14 protein-coding genes are annotated in these 19,004 nt (G+C 63.2%); 4 read left to right on the top strand and 10 right to left on the bottom strand.

From position 1 onward, the window contains the following. Positions 1-174: 174 nt before the first annotated feature. The 5 genes from Pan216_RS03200 to lpxK form a co-directional block, all read right to left on the bottom strand. On the bottom strand, positions 175-1,332 hold the full coding sequence (locus tag Pan216_RS03200) for a glycosyltransferase family 4 protein (protein WP_419193205.1): 1,158 nt from the start codon (positions 1,330-1,332) through the stop codon (positions 175-177). Then, complete coding sequence (locus tag Pan216_RS03195; protein WP_145254719.1) at positions 1,332-2,258, bottom strand: lipopolysaccharide kinase InaA family protein; 927 nt, start codon at positions 2,256-2,258, stop codon at positions 1,332-1,334. Before Pan216_RS03195 ends, Pan216_RS03200 begins: the two co-directional genes overlap by 1 nt. A 139-nt stretch (positions 2,259-2,397) precedes the next feature. Then, positions 2,398-3,453: a lipopolysaccharide heptosyltransferase II gene (gene waaF / locus Pan216_RS03190; RefSeq protein WP_145254715.1), complete on the bottom strand. Its 1,056-nt coding sequence runs from the start codon at positions 3,451-3,453 to the stop codon at positions 2,398-2,400. 135 nt (positions 3,454-3,588) lie between these two features. After that, positions 3,589-5,079, bottom strand: coding sequence for a D-glycero-beta-D-manno-heptose 1-phosphate adenylyltransferase (gene rfaE2 / locus Pan216_RS03185; protein ID WP_145254712.1), 1,491 nt, complete (start codon positions 5,077-5,079; stop codon positions 3,589-3,591). A gap of 218 nt (positions 5,080-5,297) precedes the next feature. After that, entirely contained in the window at positions 5,298-6,356 is a 1,059-nt protein-coding gene (lpxK, locus tag Pan216_RS03180; RefSeq protein WP_419193648.1) for a tetraacyldisaccharide 4'-kinase, read from the bottom strand. A 277-nt stretch (positions 6,357-6,633) separates the two neighbouring features. On the opposite strand from lpxK, the gene Pan216_RS03175 reads away from it, so the two are divergent. Further along, positions 6,634-7,131: a DUF6165 family protein gene (locus Pan216_RS03175; RefSeq protein WP_419193204.1), complete on the top strand. Its 498-nt coding sequence runs from the start codon at positions 6,634-6,636 to the stop codon at positions 7,129-7,131. A 37-nt stretch (positions 7,132-7,168) separates the two neighbouring features. Here the strand turns inward: Pan216_RS03175 and Pan216_RS03170 are convergent, their stop codons facing one another. Further along, positions 7,169-8,518, bottom strand: coding sequence for an enolase C-terminal domain-like protein (locus tag Pan216_RS03170; protein ID WP_145254706.1), 1,350 nt, complete (start codon positions 8,516-8,518; stop codon positions 7,169-7,171). A 249-nt stretch (positions 8,519-8,767) separates the two neighbouring features. On the opposite strand from Pan216_RS03170, the gene Pan216_RS03165 reads away from it, so the two are divergent. Continuing rightward, complete coding sequence (locus tag Pan216_RS03165) at positions 8,768-9,694, top strand: ThuA domain-containing protein (protein WP_145254703.1); 927 nt, start codon at positions 8,768-8,770, stop codon at positions 9,692-9,694. A 184-nt stretch (positions 9,695-9,878) separates the two neighbouring features. Here the strand turns inward: Pan216_RS03165 and Pan216_RS03160 are convergent, their stop codons facing one another. From Pan216_RS03160 to Pan216_RS03145, 4 genes are all read right to left on the bottom strand, one after another. Next, positions 9,879-10,895, bottom strand: a complete 1,017-nt coding sequence (locus tag Pan216_RS03160; RefSeq protein ID WP_145254700.1) for a lipase family alpha/beta hydrolase — start codon at positions 10,893-10,895, stop codon at positions 9,879-9,881. Between the two features lie 44 nt (positions 10,896-10,939). After that, positions 10,940-11,980, bottom strand: a complete 1,041-nt coding sequence (locus Pan216_RS03155; protein ID WP_145254697.1) for an Ldh family oxidoreductase — start codon at positions 11,978-11,980, stop codon at positions 10,940-10,942. Between the two features lie 214 nt (positions 11,981-12,194). Further along, entirely contained in the window at positions 12,195-13,670 is a 1,476-nt protein-coding gene (locus Pan216_RS03150; RefSeq protein WP_145254694.1) for an ArnT family glycosyltransferase, read from the bottom strand. After that, on the bottom strand, positions 13,667-15,358 hold the full coding sequence (locus Pan216_RS03145; RefSeq protein ID WP_145254691.1) for an ArnT family glycosyltransferase: 1,692 nt from the start codon (positions 15,356-15,358) through the stop codon (positions 13,667-13,669). Before Pan216_RS03145 ends, Pan216_RS03150 begins: the two co-directional genes overlap by 4 nt. Positions 15,359-15,622: 264 nt before the next feature. Between Pan216_RS03145 and Pan216_RS03140 the strand changes: the two genes are divergently transcribed. Both Pan216_RS03140 and Pan216_RS03135 read left to right on the top strand, forming a co-directional pair. Continuing rightward, complete coding sequence (locus Pan216_RS03140; protein ID WP_145254688.1) at positions 15,623-16,708, top strand: isocitrate/isopropylmalate dehydrogenase family protein; 1,086 nt, start codon at positions 15,623-15,625, stop codon at positions 16,706-16,708. A gap of 295 nt (positions 16,709-17,003) precedes the next feature. Continuing rightward, on the top strand, positions 17,004-18,938 hold the full coding sequence (locus Pan216_RS03135) for an ABC transporter permease subunit (RefSeq protein ID WP_145254685.1): 1,935 nt from the start codon (positions 17,004-17,006) through the stop codon (positions 18,936-18,938). Positions 18,939-19,004 lie beyond the last annotated feature (66 nt).

Below are 19,004 nucleotides of genomic sequence, written 5' to 3'. Positions count from 1 at the left end.
GGGGGCCTCTCTTCGCGAACAACACACGTGGACTGTTCCAACGTAAAGTTTGTGTTGGTCTAGCAGTCCGTTGATTCAAGCCGGCAGCGAAGAAACTACGGACTGCTAGGCCGAACCCTTTGGCACTGGCCGACGAGCAGCCAGTCGCACCCCAAGAACTAGAGGACCAGTGCTCTAGGCACAAGCTCGGCGGCCCGCGACATCCCCATACAGGCTCAGCAACCGTTCCGCGTTGTGATCGATCGTGTTCTCCAGCGCGTTGCACCGCGCGGCCACACTCGCGACCCGGCGAACCTCCTCCTCATGGAAAGAGTCCATCGCCTCGGCGAGCCCCCTCACATCGGTCGGCGTCTCGATGACCGCCCCACTCACGCCCGGCTCCATCAACTCGCCGGCGCCGTTGTGACGCGTCGTGACGACGGGCAATCCACACGCGAGCGCCTCGAGCACCACCAAGCTACAGGGGTCGTAGTACGTCGGCTGCACGTAGACGTCGGCGGCCTGATAGTAGGGAAGAGCGTCATCGCGCGAACCGGCGAATCGGACCGCGTCCAGAATGCCGAGCCGGTCCGCCATCCGTTGGTACGGTGCCACTCGGCCAGCGCCGACCACGACGACGACGGCGCTACGGCCCCGCGACCGCAAGGTGGCCAACGCCTCGAGCAGCGGATCGAGACCCTTGAGCCGAAAGTTGTGAGCGATCAACAAGTAGACGACCGCATCCTCGACCGCGAGTTCGCGACGCATCCGCGCTCGCGTCTCGCCATGCTCGTCGGGATGGAACCGGTTCGGGTCGACGCCGTTGGGAACAATGCGAATCTGCTCCTCGGCGACGCCGTAGTAGCCCATCATGTGCTCGCGAACCATGTGCGAAAGGGCCACGAAGAGCCGTCCCGCGACCGGTTCGTATTGCCGGCTCTCGAGTTCGTCAAACTCGCGGTAGCGGGGCAGGAGTTGGCGAGCCAGTCCGCGCGTCGGCCGTAGCCAGCGTGGCACGAGTAAACTGTTCTGTTCGAAGCCTCCGCGCCGCGTCCCATGATGCGGCATGAAGAGGTCCGAGGTCCAACCATCGCCCATGTCGTGGACGACATCAAACGAACCGCGGCGGACAATCTCTTCGGCCTTCTCCGCGAAGGCGAGGCGTGGCTTGGCGCAGCGACGCGCCACGGTCACCTCGTGCGCCGTCGCCCCTTCGGGCAGACCGGAGAAGCCGCCGGAAACGAGGTGAACGTCATGCCCGTGAGCGAGAAGCCAACGGGCGTGCCGATCGGTCCAGCGTTCCGCGCCTCCCCCCGTCGCGTTGTAGCGACCGATGACCAGAGCGATTCTCACTAGAGCCTCTCTTTCACACGGTAGAACCAGGCTCTGACGCGAATGGCGGCCCACTCGAGCCGATGCGACCAGGACCACCTGTCGATGTCGCGATAGTACTCGAACCAGCGGCGGCGTTCGTCGTTGCTCAGAGCTCCCTCGGGAATCGAATAGACGAACTGAGCGAGGTCCTTCAGTCGCCACCGAGCGGCGAGGAGCGGACGGCGGACGATGCGCTGCAAGTCGATGAGGTGAGCGGCGAACTTCCCGGGTTCGTGCGGATGCTGACGGACGAAGAAGTGACACCAGTAGAAGTCGCGGTGAAACATGCCCGCGCCATGAAGCCGTCGAGCACTGCGGGCGAGAGCCTCGATGACCGCGTCCCGGCGTGGATCGTGTTCGTTGTCTCCGCCAGCGTCTGAGGGGAACTCGGCGCGCCAAAAGTCGTCCGCGGGTACGCCGCCGTCGATCTCCTCGCTGACAAAGAAGGAGGCCGCTTGCCAGGGGCGTTCGTTGATCTCGCACCCGGCGGCGATCGTGGTCATCGTCGCGACACCGGCCCGACGCGCTGCCGCGACCGATTCCGCTTCCGCGATCCCGGGCGGCGACCAACCACGTCCGGAGACGATCCCGAAGAGCCAATCGCCAAAACAACGACTTACGTGACGCTTCATGTAGGCGCGGACGACTTTGCCGTCGGAGGCGCGGGCGAGGGTGAGCCTGGTGTTGTCGCGTTGCCCTACCCGGCGAACGACCGTGACATCCTCGGCTTGCATCACCGCCTCGAGAGTCGTCCAACCGCGCTGCTGAAACGTCTCCACGTAGTCGGGGTGAACCCAGAGGCGTCCTTCGTCGAAACAGACATGCCCATGGGGCCAAGTGAGCGGGGAGCGGACATCGGACTGATGGAGCTGACCGCGATCAGTCGGAGGTGTCCGGATTACCATCGGAGCAAATCCTATCTAGTGCTCTGTTCCAACCTGACGTTGGTGTTCGTGCAACCCTATCCCTTTGGCACTGGCTGGCAAGCATCGTGGCGCCACCAACTTGAACGTCGTGCTGGACCAATGCGACTCACAGACCACGTCATGCGGCCGCTGTCGACGCATCCCCTTCGTTGAGTCTTTTGAGAGCCGCCACGAAGACCTCCTCGACCGCGAGTTCCTGCATGCAGCGATGATGCCCCAACGGACAGACGCGCTGCTGACAGGGACCGCAGGAGAGCTTCTTCTGGAGCGTCGTCTCCTTCTCGAAGTAGGTCTCGGTCCATTCGATGTGCGTCGGTCCGAAGAGACTGACCACCGGCACGCCGAACGCGGCCGCGAAGTGCCTCGGGCCGGAATCGGTCGAGACGAGTAGACGGCTCCGCCGAATCAGTGCCTTGGTCAGCCCGATTGAGACCGGCTCATCGGCGAGGCTGCGCACTTGGCGAGGCCGGAAGCTCGCGTCGGTGATGAATCGAGCGAAGCCGCGCTCCTTGGGCCCACAGAGGACGAGGACTTTGACGCCCCGTTCGTCGACCAGGCGACGCGCCAGTTCCGAGAAGTAGTGACTAGGCCAGCGTTTGGCGGGGCCGAACGCCGCTCCGGGATTCAGCGCCACGACCTCTTGATCGCTCAATTCGTGGCGTCGCCAGAGATCGTCGGCGGCCGCTTCGTCGGCTTCGGTCGTGTAGAGATCCATCTGGTAGCCGTCGGACGGGGCCCCAACGTGCTCGGCGATCCGCAGGTAGTAGTCGATCACCGGCGAGGGGCGACGTCGGGCGAAGGGAGAGCCGGCCGAGATCCGATCGTTCAGCAAGAACCATCGGCCATCGCGACCGTAGCCGACACGGCGTTTGGCCCCACCGAGCCAGGCGAGCAGCGCGCTGCGAAAGCTGTTGGTCAGGAGTACCGCGAGGTCGAAGCCCTCGCGTCGAAGCCGACGCGTCACCTCGAGTGGACGATGCGTCAGGTCGGAACTCCGGCGATCACAAAGGATGGTCGCATCGAGGCGAGGATTCCCCGCGAGGACCTCGGCGACATAGGGACGCATCACTCCCGCGAGGTGAGCATCCGGAAAATGGTTGTGCAGTGACCGAAGGGTGGGCGTGGCCATGACCACGTCACCGATCCAATTCGGGCAGAAGACCAGGATCTTCACGCTTGCTCCCGAAGATGGTCCCGACCCGATCGGACGTCCCACGCGCCGATGCTCGAGACCGAAATCAGCACTGGCCGACCCACGGCCGATGTCTCTTCGCGTTGCGCGACCCACCGAGTCGCGAGCGACGTTGGTCTACGCCGCCTCCTTCTTGCCTCGGATGACCGACAGCATCGAGGTCGTCGACTGCCCGGGTACCAACTCGGCGAGATGGACACGGCCCCCTTCGCATTCGACGACGTCGCGACCGACGACTTCGTCCAAGCGGTAGTCGGCCCCTTTGACGAGTACGCCGGGGCGAACTGCCTCGATCAACTCAAGGGGTGTCTCTTCCTCGAACAGGCAGACATAGTCGACGCACTCGAGCGCCGACAAGACCGCCGCGCGGCTGGCTTGATCGTTGATCGGTCGGTCGGGGGCCTTGCCGAGGCTCCGCACGCTCGCGTCGGAGTTGAGCCCAACGACGAGCAAGTCCCCTTGGGCCTTGGCTTCCTTGAGGTAGTGAACGTGACCGGCGTGCAGGATGTCGAAGCATCCGTTGGTGAAGACGATCGACTGGCCCGACTGGCGTGCCTGTTCCAGATCCTTCAACAGTGCCGTCTGGCTGACAACCTTGCTCCTGCCGGAGACGTTGCCGATCAAGTCGCCGATGATCTGCTCGCGGGTGATCGTCGCGACACCGAACTGTTCGACCTCGAGTCCGCCGGCGGTGTTCGCCAACGCGATCGCCTCGGCGTAGTCGTGCCCCGCGGCGAGGACCAGCCCCAGCACCGCCAGAACCATGTCGCCGGCACCGGTGATGTCGTAGATCTGCCGGGGACGCACCGGATGGTGGTGGGCATTGCCTTCGCGATCGACGAGAACCATGCCCTGACGATCGAGCGTGACGATGCCGACCTCCATGTCCAGCGAGCGGCGCAACTCATCGGCCGCGTCCGCCGCGCTCTCGAGATCGTCGATCTCGCGGTCAGTCGCCAAGCCCGCTTCCAGACGGTTGGGAGTCATCGTCGTGCAGCCGCGGTAGCGCGTGACGTAGTTCCCGCCACGGACCGGATCGACGAGCACCCGCTTACCCTGCTCGCGGCATGCCTCGATGACACGGCGATTCAAAGGCGGGGTGCACACCCCCTTGTTGTAGTCGCTGATGAGCACCAGATCGTAGTCGGTCAGGTTCAGTTCGAGAGCCGACGCGAGACGGACGACAAGTTCGTCCTCGATGTCATCGCGGACCTCGTAGTCGACCCGCATCATCTGCTGGGCGTGACGGTGCTGAGCCAAGCCGACGTAGCGTTCCTTGAGCGTCGTCGGCCGGTTCGGATCGACGAGGACGAACTCGTCGTCGATCCCCTGTTCCACCAGTAGCTCGCGGCTGCGACGTCCGGCGTCGTCGTCGCCGACCACCGTCGCCAGCGCCACGTCCGCTCCAAGCTCCGCCAGCATCGCGGCGACACTCGCCGAACCGCCCAGCCGCTCTTCGCGCTTGTGGGCACGCATCAAGATGACGGGAGCCTCTTGGCTAATCCGTTCGGCATCCCCCCAAACGTACCGATCGAGGATCAGATCACCGATCACGGCAATCCTCGGTCGTCCCAAGTTCTCCACGATCGAAATCAACGAGGAGGGCATGCTCGCCTCTTCACGATGCCAAGTTGGACCAAGTCCCGAGCCCCCGAAGTGGGCGGAGTCCCCCACGCCCGAGTTGGGCGGACCCCCACCACGGCGGGGAACTCAACGGCCCCAACGAGTCGGGGGCGGCACTTTAGCCGACCGGCAGAATCCCGCAACCCCGATTTCACGGGACACGAAAGACGCATCTCATTGGTAAACAAGGAGATAGAACGATGTCACTCTTCTCGAGGAACCTTCGCGGCGATTTGAGCGAGCACGTGGTCGATCGCCTCGGCGCCCTCGTCGACCCGCGCGGCGATCTTCACGGCGGCCAAGGGGACCGAGCCCAGCAGCGTGAGCCGAACCTTCACCAGATCCTTTTGCGTCGTCAGCACCAACTCGGGACGAACCTCCGCGACCCAAGCGAGCAGCGACTCGATGTCGTCGCGCGAGTAGGGGTGATGATCAGGAAAGTCGCGGTGGTCGATCGTCTCTCCACCGAGCAACGCGACGGTACGCCGAAACCCCTCGGGATTGCCCAGACCACAAAAGGTCGCCACGCGTTTTCCCGCCAACGCCGCGATCGGACGCTCTGCTCCCTCGGCGTCAACCAGCGCGGTCGGGTCGAACGACACCTCCGCCCAGGGAGCCTTGGTCCAACGTCCCAACCGACGCTTGATTGACCGACGCTGGTCCTCGTCGATGGCGTCTCGCCTCGTCAAGACCACCAAATCGGCACGCCCCAGGGACGAGAACGGCTCGCGCAGGAGCCCGGCGGGAAGCAGGCGTCCCCCACCAAAGGGATCAGTGGCGTCGATCAAGACAACGTCCGCGTCTCGGCCAAGTCGACGATGCTGAAAGCCGTCGTCGAGCACCAGGACCTGACTTTCCAATTCCTCGTCAGCGATGGTGGCGAGCTGGGCCCGATTTCGACCTTGAAGATGGGGAACGTCGGGAAGGTTCTCCTCCAGCACCAGGGCCTCATCATTGGGACCATCACTGACTCCGTAACCTCGGCTAAGTAGGCAAACCCGCAAGCCCTTCTCGCGAAGTTGGCTGGCGAAGTACTCGACCATGGGGGTCTTTCCCGTCCCACCAACTGTCACATTGCCAACGCTGAGGACGGGCAGTCGGGCGCGAACGACCTCGCGCCAGCCTCGATCGAACGCGAGGTTCCGTAGCGAAACACCGAGAGCGTAGGGCAACGAGAGGACCCACAACGCCCCCCTCGTCGCGCTGGCGAGCCATCCCCTCGATTCGCCTCGCACGAGACGCCGGAACTCTTCTTGCTTCATCACCGTCTGGAAGTAATCCTTTGCTTGGTCATGCTTTCGGTCACCCGAGGAGTCCTGGTTCACGCAGCCAAGTCGCGATGATGGAGACCGTTTGGACAACAAAAGGCTTAGGTGAACGTTTTTTCATTTGCTGAGAAGCGGAATTACCCATACGTTCCAGTTCAGAAAGACGTCGGGAGAATAGCCCCCGTCACTGGGGTTTCATCTCCATAGGGAACCGCAATCCTCCCTCCAACGCACCGGGGTGGACTGCGCCGAGCCGCTGGAACGAAGCCCGATGGACAACGCCATGCATCCTCCCAATGGCAGATCACCGCAAACCACGCCCCCGACAACCTTTATGAATGACGAACGACGTCCGAAACTGACCTTCTCCGCCGCGGCGCGGCGCCCCGTTCGCTCCGTCCCCATGCCGGTCTCCCCAGGCGAGTTCATCGACAAGATCAGCATTCTCTCGCTCAAGCGGGACCGGATCACCAGCGCCGAGCAACGCGGCCACGTCGAGCGGGAACTCGAACTCTTGGAACAAATTCACTGCCAACTGTTCGAGAATCGCGACGATTTGGAGGTTCTGAGTTCGGAATTGGATGAAATCAACGCGATTCTGTGGGGTCTGGAAGAGAAACTGCGCCGATTCGAGTCTGACGGCGACTTCGGCGCGGACTTCGTCGAGACCGCCCGGCGCGTCTATCTCACCAACGACCGCCGAGCCGATCTCAAGCGTCAGATCAACGAGTTGCTCCACTCCGTGATCATCGAAGTCAAATCGTTCTAACGCGGGCGAGTCGTCCCAAACTCTCCATGAGCCAAGCTCAGTGCCCCAAGCCAACCCCACCGAGGGCATACGTCCCGACAGTGCCATCCTCGATCTCGAACATTGACGGGAACCGCTCCTTCCACCCCGCATTGCCCGCCGGGCAGTATTGCCGGCCATTTCCCTCGATCGCCGCCACCGTCGGGATGCGAGCGGCCAATTCCGCCGAGTGAAGGAACGACGCACCGGGACATGTCAGGTCCTGCACGCAGAGGAACATCCCGTACTTCTGGGCCGCCGCCGCCAAGAGCAGCGACTCGGTGTGCCCCTTGCAGGCCTTTAACGCCACTCCCGAGTAACCGATCTCCCGCGCCAGCAAGAGACTCTCAAAGTCCAGAAGCGACTCGTCGATCACGACCGGCTTGATCTTCGCCGCTTCGTGCATCGGGATCGGGTGCTTTTTCAGGTCGCGGTGGGTCGGCTGCTCGATGTACTGAATCCGCTCGAGTCCACGAGGGGCGAGTTGCTCGATCTGCTGGAGGAAGTTCAGCACGTAGTGAACCCCTTCGCACTTCTCGTTGAAGTCGAGCGAATAGAACCAATGCTCGCGTCCGAGTCGCCCCTGCGTCTCTTCCGCGATGCGATCGATCGCGACGACCCGATCGACATCCCACGGCAGGTCCTCTCCCGACAACTTGATCTTCAAGTGCGTCAGCCCATCGGCTTCGATCCACTCGCCGAGCGTTTCGGGACGCCCATCCTTGATCGGCTTCTCGATGTCGGCCTCGGTCAGCGGGTCGAGCGCCCCAACGAGATGATAGAGCGGCATTGTCTCCTTCGGCTCCCGCAGCGTGTACTGGTCGAGGTACTCGCCAGCGAACTCCTCGGAGAGGTAGTGCGACAAGTCGTGGTTCATGAACTCCGCGGAGAGCCCGTTGAAGGAATTGATTTCGTTCGCCTTGCCGAACGCGTCGTGGATCGCGGCATCGATCGAACTCGCCGCCACCAGGATCGCGAGCATGGGGACTTCTTCCTCGATCCCCATCGCGGCCCCGATCTCCTTGCCGATCGTCGGGAACGTTTTCTGAATGGCAATCCCGTGGTCGAGGGGGTGAGCCAGCTCCGACTGATCGTTGGCGACGGCGCCGACGCGCTGCGCGATGCTTCTCATCGCCTCGGCGGTTTGATCGGGCTCGACACTTTTGCTCGGCCAAGCCCAGACGTTCCCGAGGGGCATCGATCCGAAGCCGGTCGCCTCCTTCCCGGAGCGGGTTCGGACGGTCACCTCGGCGTTGATGTTCTCCGAGCCATCGACGACGCGGCCACCAAACTTCAGCGGGGCCCGAAACGGGACGTCCTGCGTCGACACATCCACGCCCAAAATCTCGATATCGCTCTGCTTGCCCATCCGTTTCTCTCTCGTCCAAGGATTCGTTGTCGCGCCGTGCTCGCGTGACTCCCTCTCCAAACAAATTGAATCACAATGGGCCGGCGATGGCCAGGAACCACGTCCAGGACGCCCCAATGGGCGACGTTCTCGACGTTCTCGACGGTACCGGACGCTTGCTCGGCGCCGGATCGGTCGCTAAGCTCAAGAGCGAACAATCGATCGCGATCTTCCCGACATCACTAGCAATTTCACCGGAGACCTCCTTCGATGCGCATCGCCCTTTCCGCGGCACTCCTATGCGGCCTACTCGCGTCACCCTCGCTTCTCTTGGCCGCCGAATCCGGCGACGCCCAAAAGAAAGCCGACGGGAAGCCCAAGGTCCTCCTACTCACCAAGTCCTCGGGCTATGAGCACGGCGTCGTTCGCCGTCCGAAGAAGGAGGAACTCAGCCACGTCGAAAAGACGATGGTCGCGATCGGTAAGGAGGTTGGGGTCGACGTCGAGCCGACCAAGGACGCGAGCAAACTCAACGCGGAGAACCTCAAGGACTACGACGCGGTCTTTCTCATGACGACCGGCGATCTCGACAAGCCGGGTAACGACGGTTTCCCCGCGATGAAGAAGGAGGACCGGCAGGCGATCCTCGACTTCATCAAGCAGGGCGGCGGCATCGTGATGACCCACTGTGGCGGGGCCGACACCTTCCACGGCTGGGTCGAAGAGGGACGCAAACCCTTCCTCGAGATGGTCGGCGGCGAGTTCGCCACCCATGGCCGCGTCCAACCGGGAGCGATCGAAGTCATCGAACCGAGCTTTCCCGGCATGGAGGCGTTTCCGACGACCTTCTCGCTTCCCGATGAGTGGTACGTCTACAAGGGGCTGCAACCGAACCTGCGAATCCTGATGATGCTCAACACGTCGTCGCTCGATCAGAAGGATCGCAACGGAGCCTACGCTCGCCCCAACTATCCGATCACCTGGTGCAGCAGCTACGGCAAGGGCCGCGTCTACTACACCGGCATGGGGCATCACCAGAAGACATGGGACGATCCCCGCTTCCAGAAGATGCTCGGCCAAGCGATGCTCTGGAGCGCCGGCAAGAAGGCGGGCGAGAACGCTTCCAACCTCGAGCGGATCTTCGGAAGCCAGAAAGTCGCGATGGAACGCCTCAATCCCCCGCCCGCCAAGAAGTAGGGTGGAACTCGCCCCTCCATCTCCCGTCTCGACCGTATGGTGGGTCCGTGGCCCACCGGCGTGGTCGTCCGACGCTCACCTGCTCCAATCGCCCGACCGAACACTGGCGGCAAGCAGCCAGTGACACCCTTGCGACACCAGATCCTCCACCACCGAGGGGCGTAATGGTGACCCATTGGCCTGGTCACCCGCGGATCCAATGGACGAGGGTGTCGTGAACGCGGGGGCTAAAGGTGATCGTTTCGTGATTGTAGGGCCGAATCCGCGTTCGATGCGGACTGGGGTCGGGGATATCGAGGGCGCTTTCGAGCGAGACCGCCATATCCCCCTGCCCATCGATGAACTCGGGAATGGTCCCCGTCGGCGGTAGCCGCAACTTGCCGATCACCGGCACTTCACACCGAAAGTAGGTCGCCGAACATCCCGCGATCGCGTAGTAGCCACCGGGAAGCGTCGGCAAATCGCTCGACTTCGCCCGACTGACCTCCTCGGAACCGGGAGCCAACAGACTGAAGTTCGCGGTGAGTGCTTGGAAGCGGGCGAACCAATCGAGAAAACGCGAGCGACGCGTGCTTCGAAACGACTCCAGCAACGTGAAGAGACGCTCGAAACGCCCGAAGTTTTGACCGACTGTTGTCGAGAGGTTGGCGAAGCGCGATCCCCGGTGCGGAGTGGCGATCGCGATCGAACGATCGACTAGCCGCCGAGCCCTACGGGCCGGCATGACCGGCGAGTCGTACAGCAGCGCGTGGCGGCAGACAAGTCCACCCCGGCTATGCCCGACCAGGATCACTCGCTGGGCCCCCCAACGCTCGAGCGCCCAAAGGATCGTCCGATGGAGCTTGGCGATCGCGTCCTCCATCGGCGCGACCGGCAAGTCGAACGGTTTCTGGTAACTGTACGCGACCGCGGGAATCTCTTCCTCGGCGAGCCGGGGTAGGAGCCCCGCTCCTTCGAGCAGCCTGGGGAGGTTGCCGAAGCGACCACTCCGAAGATGATCGCAGTCGAACAGCGGCAGGCTGCCGCGTGGCTCGGGGAGGACGAGCGCCCGTTGCAGCGCCTCGCGCTGAGTGATCCAACGGCGCAAGTTGTCCATGATGCCATGCACGAGGATGACCGGATAGGGACCATCCCCCTCGACCACCGCGAGCGCCGACTGCCGCTCGCCCGTCACCCCCTCGATCTCGACGAAGTCGAGCATCGCCCAGTTGGCTCCCTCGAGACCCGATTTCTTCCACCTACCGCCTACGCCGACGGAAGTTTGATCCCGAGATCCGCGGCGACTTGCCCGAGTTGCTCCCAAGTCCCGTCGTCGATGACGATTCCGTCGCGGCGCCGCGATTCTTCGGTGCGAAACTCCGGCTCGCCGGGGAGTAGGATCGACTCGACGCCAGGCTTGGGCCGAGAGCTTTGGACGTACTCGACAAACGACTCGACCCGATCGAGAAACTCCTCGCGGTCGCCCATCGCGCCCGGATCGAGCACCTCCACCGTGATCCCGTTGCCAACGCGGACGCCGGGCATCGCGCCGCATCCGCTTCCGGTGAGTGCCCCGCCGAGAAGATCGACCACGAGCGCCAGCCCGTAGCCCTTGTGCCCGAGCGGCCCACCGAACGGGAGGAGCGTCCCCCCGTCGTAGAGATCGGCGGGATTGGTCGTCGCGTTCCCCTCCTTGTCGAGGATCCACCCTTCGGGAATGTCGACGCCGCGATTGCGAGCCAACCGAACCTTCCCCTCCGCGACCGCCGTGGTGGTGATGTCGACGACGATTGGCTTGCCGCGGCGCGGGATGGCGATCGCCAAGGGATTGGTCCCGAAGCGAGGGTCGAGTCCACCCCAGGGCGCCATCCGCACGATGCCATGGACGTTGCACCAGACCTTCGCGACGAAGCCCTGCTCCGCGGCCTCCAGCGCGTATGCCCCCAAGCGGCCGATGTGATTGCAGTCGCGGGCGCTGACCACCGCGAGTCCGGAGGAACGGGCTTTCTCCATCGCGACGCTGGTCGCCTTCTTCGCGACCACTTGGCCCCACGTCCAGCAGCCGTCGATCAGAGCGGTCGACGCGGTCTCCTTCTCGAGACGTGGCTCGGTCGTCGTGACGATCTGACCTTCGCAGACCAGACGATGATATTGCGGCAACCGGATCAACCCGTGCGAGTCGTGACCGGCCAGATGGCAGCAAGCGAGGTGGTCGGCGACAATGCTCGCGTGATCGGTCGGCGCTCCCATTTCCCCAAGCAGCGAGCGGGCGACGTCGCGCGTCGCTTCAAACGAAAGAGTCGGCATATCGGTTCCCTGGTGTTGGTCGTTCTTGGCAACAGTCTAGCGACTTCCCGGCGCGAGCGCAAAGAACTTCGTGGTCGGGGTACCCACGCGAGGGTCAATTGAAGAGGCTCCACGATCATCGGCATCCGACGGGCTTCGGACGCCGGGCGTTGAGGTTGATTCCACGGGCTAGCGAGCATTCGATGGCCGCTGAACCCTCGCGACGACGAGGGATCTAATTCGCGGCGGGAGGTGCGGGAAGAGGAGCGAGCTTGGCGAGAACGAACTGATGCTTGTCGTCGACGGCGTCCAAGGGTGCCAACTCCTTGAGAACGCGGTAGCGCGGCCGAACGTCCCGAAGGACTCGTCGGGTGGTGAGAACCCATCGCGCCCGGTCGCTCGGCTTGGCGAAGAACTCTTCGAGCGAGTCGACCCGATCGAGCGGCGCATCGACGTAAAAGGAGAGCCAAAGCACCGAATGCCCCAGCGCCTCGACCGAGGTACCGGGCTCGAGATGCTCGGCGAGCGCTCGCGCCCAATTCGCCGCTCGATGGCGACCGTGAACGAGAGGCAAGACCCACCCGTGCGCCAAGGCGATGACCACCACCAGAGCACAGGCGGGCACCAAGCCGGGACCGCGCATCACGCCCCAACGCGGCCAAGCCATCGGTCGCCAAGACAAGCGGAGCCGCGACAGCCAGCGGGCCGACCAGATCGACATCGGGGCAAGCGCGGGTAGAAGGTAGTGCTCCTGTTTGCCGCCCGAGAGCGAAAGCAACACCAGCGGAACGAGGAACCAAAGCACCAGCAAGCGATCCTCGGCACGAAGCGTCCGCCACGAGTGACGCCGTCTCGCATGCCGTATCCAATGAGCCAACCAGCACGGCGTCCAAGGCAGGGTCAACCACAGCGCGGCCACAACGTAGTAGAACGGAATCCGCACCACGCCGTTGGGATCCCGCAGAAAACGCCCGAGCGCTTCGGCTCGCCAGACACCCCACGCGTTCGGTTCATTCATCAGCACCGCCACCGGCCAGGAAAGCGACACCCCGAGAAAGAGGACGATGCCGACCGGATCGAGCCAACGCCAACGATGTCTCTTGCCGGGCAGCCACATGGCGTGGAGTGTCACCACCGGCAGAATCAGGAACGGCCCGACCGGCCCTTTCGCGAGCAGGCTCAAAGCCATCGCCAGCCAGAAGAGTCGGTACAGCGACCTCGACCAACGCGTCGACCGAACCGCCATGCTGTACGACACGAGCGACAGGGCCACCAGGAAGGTCAACGTCATGTCGACTTCCGCGAGCCGGGCCTGGGTAAGCATGCCGACACTCGTCGCTTGGATGAACCCGGTCCACCAGCCAATCGGGCGCCCAAAGCGACGGGTCGCCCACACGGTCAACAGGACGACCAGCGCGAGCCCCGCGAGCGCCGAGGGAAACCGGGTCAGCCATGTGGTCGACTCCCCCGCCAGCGACGAGGTGAGCATCACTTGCCAATAGCCGAGCGGCGGCTTCTGCCAACGGGGCTCCCCGAGGAAGCGGGGCGTGGTCCACGTTCCCGCCGCGAGCATCTCGCGCGAGGTTTGACCGACGTAGACCTCGTGGGTCGTCAAGGGGCGATAGCCGCCGAGGTTCGTGAAGAGAACCGCACCGCTCGCGAGAAGGAGGATCCCCCACGCGACGTGCCAGCGCGACATCTTGGAATTCATCGCCGAGTCCCTCCCGCTTCCAGACGGACGACGGCGAAGTCGCGACGCGGGGAGTGTTCCGCGGGCGAGCGATCTCCTTCGATCCGGTCAACGACATGGAACGGAGCGACAGACTCGAGCATCTCGAGACGATCCCTGGGGACGAGGACGACGATGGTGCGCCCCGCAGTCTCGATGGTCGGAAAGCTCTCGGCGGACCGGCTCCAGATGATCGGCCGCCCGATCGGGAACGCGGTCCAGCGATCGTTGCTCCCGAACTGAACGACTTCGTCGGCCTCGTCGAGAAGGTCCCGCTGTCGACGCAAGAGCGCGAGTGTCCCATCGCGGCCCTGAAAGAAAGAGCGCAGCGACACATCACCAATGAGCCACGCCACCGCCACGGCACCAAAGCCCACGACCACCGGACGCAGCCGACGGTCGCGACGGTCCCAGCGCCGCAGTAGCATCAACGCGAGGACAATCGCCAAGGTTACCCCAAACACCCCGACTGTGAGCCAAGTGTTCTCGTAGGCGACCGACAAGCCAATCCCGATTCCGCCACCGACGAGCAGGAATAGCCCAGCGACGATCGGCTCCCATTCTCGGCGTCCCACGAGGAAACCTCTTGTGATCAGCACCAATCGACAAAGACCGAGAGCCGCGAAGAGAGCCAGCGGAGGAAGGCCAGGCAAGATGTAGTGATCGCGTTTGCCCGCGGAGAAGCTGAGGAGCGTCAAGCTGACGAGGAACCAGCAAAGCAGCAGAAGCCGGTGATCGCCGAGACGACGTCGCCAAAGTCGTCGGAGCGTAAGCCCCAGCCCCAGAAGCCACAGCGGCGACCAAGGCAGGGTCAACAAGGGGGCTTGGTAAAAGTAGTAAAACCAGGGTCTGTTGCTGGGCCCCCAGTGCTCAAGATAGCGATCGAGGCTTTGGGCCTTCCAGATCGACGCGGCCTGGGGTTGCTCCTGCCATACCAACAACGGCCACCCCAGGGCGAGCACGAGAAAGAGCGGAACTCCAACCAGTGTCGCCGGATGCAGCAAGAACGGACGATCGGACGACCAGGTCTTGCGCACGCCACGATAGAGTAGAACCGTCGGCAGCACGATCGCGGGTCCAATCGGCCCCTTCGCCAGGACCGATAGCCCGGTCGCAATCCAGAAGGTGAGGACCCAAAAGGAGTTGGGCAGACGTTTGCCCGACCAGCGATCGGCCCCCGCGGCGAGAATCGCCGTCGCGACGCAAAGAACGAGTTGGCCATCAACCAGCGCCAGTTTGCCGTAAGCAATGGTGGCGTAAGTGGTCGTGAAGACTAGTCCCGTGAGCAGCCCGATCGTGGCGCCGAACGCTCTTGAGGAGAACCATGCCAACAGCGCGGTCGTCGCGACGGTCGCCAACGCCGTCGGCAAGCGGGCGGTGAAGGGATTCGAAACACCAAAGACGCGGTAGCTTGTGGCGGCCAACCAGTAGGCGAGCGGGGGCTTCTGATAGCGAGGTCCCCCCGCGAAGGTCGGATGGACCCAATCGCCACGCTGGAGCATCTCCCGAGCGGTCTGGGCGACGAGGACTTCGTGGCCATCGAGCGGACCACGCGACGCCAACCCGGGCAGCATCAGCGACAAGGCGATCAAGGTTGGGAACCAAACCGAGAAGGAGCCCGCCTTTAGCACAAGACGGTGAGACCTCGGTTCGAGGGTGAGATCGTTCATGCTGGCGGCCGCGATGTTAGAGCAATTGATGTTGGTTCCGTGCGAGCGAGACGAATTGACGTCTGGTTAACACGAACACGGGAACGTGCCTAGGCGAAGGGTGACGCGGAACGACGAGAAACTCCGTCGGCGGAGAGGCGAGACCGAGACCTCCTTGACGACCTCCACGGGCGGGCCTAGGGTTAACTGGAGGCTGCCCTAGGGCATCGAATCGGAGGAGTGACCGCATCGCCCCGGTCGCAGGGAGTCTCCGAGGCAAACTACATGCATCATGTCACACTGATCCCCGGCGACGGCACCGGGCCCGAACTCTGCGAGGCTGCCCGTCGCTGCATCGATGCCACCGGAGTGTCGATCCAATGGGATGTTCATCAAGCCGGCAGCGACGCCCTTCAAAAGGAAGGGACCGCTCTACCCGCGCGCACCCTCGATTCCATCCGCCGCAACAAGGTCGCCCTCAAAGGCCCGGTGAGCACCCCGTCGGGGCCCGGCGTCCGCAGCGTCAACGTCACGCTGCGCCAGGAGCTCGATCTCTTCGCGTGCCTTCGGCCCTGCCGACGCTACGAGGGAGTTGCGTCGCGCTATGACGATGCCGACGTCGATCTGGTGATCATTCGCGAAAACACCGAGGACCTCTACGTCGGGGTCGAATTCGAGGCGGGCAAACCCGTGACGATGGAGTTGGTCGACCAAATCAACCGCTTCAGTCACCGCAAAGTCCGGCGCGACACGGGGTTGTCGATCAAGCCGATCTCCGAGGCGCGTAGTCGGCGCATCGTGCGGTTCGCGTTCAACTACGCCCGCAAGTTCGGCCGCAAGCGCGTCACCGCCGTGCATAAAGCGAACATCATGAAGTGCACCGATGGGCTCTTCCTCCAGGTCGCACGTGAGCTGGCACGCGAGTTCCCGGACATCGAGTTCGAGGACCGCATCATCGACAACGTCTGTATGCAGTTGGTGCTCAAGCCCGAACAGTTCGACATCCTCGTGTTGCCCAACCTCTACGGGGACATCATCAGCGACTTGGCGGCGGGCATCGTCGGCGGCATCGGCATCGCCCCCAGCGGCAACATCGGCGACAAGGCCGCGGTCTTTGAACCGACGCACGGCAGCGCCCCCAAGTACAAGGGACAGAACCGGGTCAACCCGACCGCCCTGATTCTCTCCTCGGCGATGATGCTTCGCCATCTCGGCGAGGTCGATGCCGCCGCACGCCTGGAGAAAGCCGTCGCGGCCGTCATCGCCGAAGGGGTTTCGGTCACCTACGACCTCAAGCCATCAAAGGATCAAACACAAGCGGTCGGCACCCGCGAGATGGTCGACGCCATCATCGCCCACATGCCCTCCTAGTGTTCTGTTCCAACTTGAAGTTGGTGCTGGTGCAACCCTAACCCTTTGGCACTGGCTGACAAGCAGCCAGTGGCACCCCAAGAGTTAGAAGGACCAATGCACTAGTGCTGATCGACGACCAAGGGCCAGACTTTTCTCACCTCTCCTTGGGGAGAGAACGGTTTGAAGGTTTCGAAGCTTGTTCGCCACCAACCGCTGCCCCTTTCCTCCGAATGGGCTGGAGAGACCACGTCCCATCGGCTAGGCTGCAACGGCATCTCGAGCCCATCGTCCGGTAGCGAAGGAGAGCCCCCTAGTGCGCCGATGGACCCTCTTCGGGCCTATTCTCGGTTGGGAAATGACGACCCTCATTCGGAGGCGTCGTTACTTCTTCGTCAGAGCCCTCTACGCATGCGTCTTGCTCGTCGTGCTCTACACGAGTTACGAACAGGCACGTCTCGCTTGGGGAGGGGGACCAACGGGAAGCGATCCATCGCTCGAGTTCTTCTCCCGCTTCGCCCAACAGTTTTTCTCGCAGTTCAGCTTCGCCCAGCTCTTCGCGATCCTGCTCCTGACCCCGGCCTATGTTGGTACCGCCATCACCGTCGAACGCGAACGACGAACGATCGAGTATCTCTTCGCCACCGACTTGCGCAATCGGGAAGTCGTGCTCGGCAAGTGGGCGGCCCGATCGCTCAATGTCGGGCTCTTGGTCCTCGTCGGCATCCCGATCCTCAGCTTCGCCCAGCTCTTCGGCGGCATCGATGCCACCAAGCTCCTCTGGTTCAGCATCCTCTCGTTGGCGACGATCGCGTCGACCTCGGCGGTCGCGATGCTGGTCTCGATCTACATCACGCGGCTCCGACGCGCGATCACCGCGGTCTATGCCTGGGTCGTCATCCTGCTCCTCTCGCCGCTCCTCTTGTCGCTCGGCAGCTACTCGATCGCCGAAACCATCGAGTGGTGGTACGACCACAAGACGCCAGCCAGCCGCTTCTTTGGCGCGTTGGCCGAATTCATCGCCGAGCAGTTGAGCATCATCGAGCCGTTCGTCGCCTGGTACTGGTTGATTGAATCGACGTCGCTCGATCAAGTCGCCTTCATCGTCACGCTCTACTCGGCCTTTCACCTTTCGCTCGCGGTGGTTCTCCTCTCGTTCGCGGTAACTCGCATCCGAGCGATTCATCGCGGCGCGTCCGGCGGAAAAAAGAAGGGATGGACGCTTCCCTGGCGGCGAGAACGCAAACGCATCCTGACGGTCAAGCACGACCCGATGCTCTGGAAGGAATGGACCTTCGAGATCCGGGCACACCGGAGCTTCGTCGCGACCGGAGCGCTACTCGCGCTGCTGCTCGGGTTCTATGCTCCCTTCGCCGCCGGTTTCTATGAGCACTTCTATCACGGCAAGCACCTTCGGGCCGCCTTCACCGATCTCGATGACTACCTCAAGTTCGTCGGAACGCTCATCATCGGGCTCACCTACATTTGGGTGGCGATTCGAGCCGCGAGCAGCGTCACCGCCGAGCGGGAACGCGATACTTGGCTCTCCATCCTCTCGACACCGCTGACCGGTCGCGAGATCGTCCGGGCCAAGATGCTCCACTCGCTACGGCCGATCATCGTCGTCCTCGGCATTCTCCTTCCCGGGTGGTGCGTCGCGGTCTACGTTGGCAGCCTCTCGTTCTTCGCCGTCCCTTGTCTGGTCATCGCGACTCTCGCCTACGCCCTCTTCGTCGCCGCGCTCGGCGTCCACCATTCGCTCTTGCGGAAATCGACGATGTCCTCGATCGGGGTGACGTTCGTGATCTTGGCACTCTTCGGCGGGTTCGGCCATCTCTTCGGCTCCTTTCTCATCTTCTTGCCGTTGGTCGCGACCGGCATCGATGCGGAACTGATCACCAAACTGGTGATCCTCGCTCTCCCTTGGGCGGTCCTCGCCGGCTCGGCCTTCACTTCCGAAGAGTTTGAACAAGACTATCTCGCCGGTGACTCCGACTTGCTGCTCATCAGTGTCGGCTACGTGCTGCTTTTCGCCGCGATCGGTGTCGTCCTCTACGCCCGCGCCATCTTGCAGTTCGATCACTGGATGGGTCGGGGGGAAGAGCATCCCCCACCGGGACCGATGCATCGAACGAAACTTCCCGGCATCGGCGGATCGTCCTCGCCCGTTTCCACGGGATCCACCGACGCGGCTCAGGTCGGTGCCGTCAACAAGAGACCGACCGAGAGACTCGACGAACCCTCGGGTTGACCGGTGCCCCTTGAGTAGCCATGGAATCGCCAAACCATCTCTGCGATCATGAGAGAGATGGTGTAG

Source organism: Kolteria novifilia, assembly GCA_007748055.1.
Lineage (GTDB): Bacteria > Planctomycetota > Planctomycetia > Kolteriales > Kolteriaceae > Kolteria > Kolteria novifilia.
Note: the sequence above shows the minus strand (reverse complement) of the source record. Positions and strands in the feature narration are given on the sequence as shown.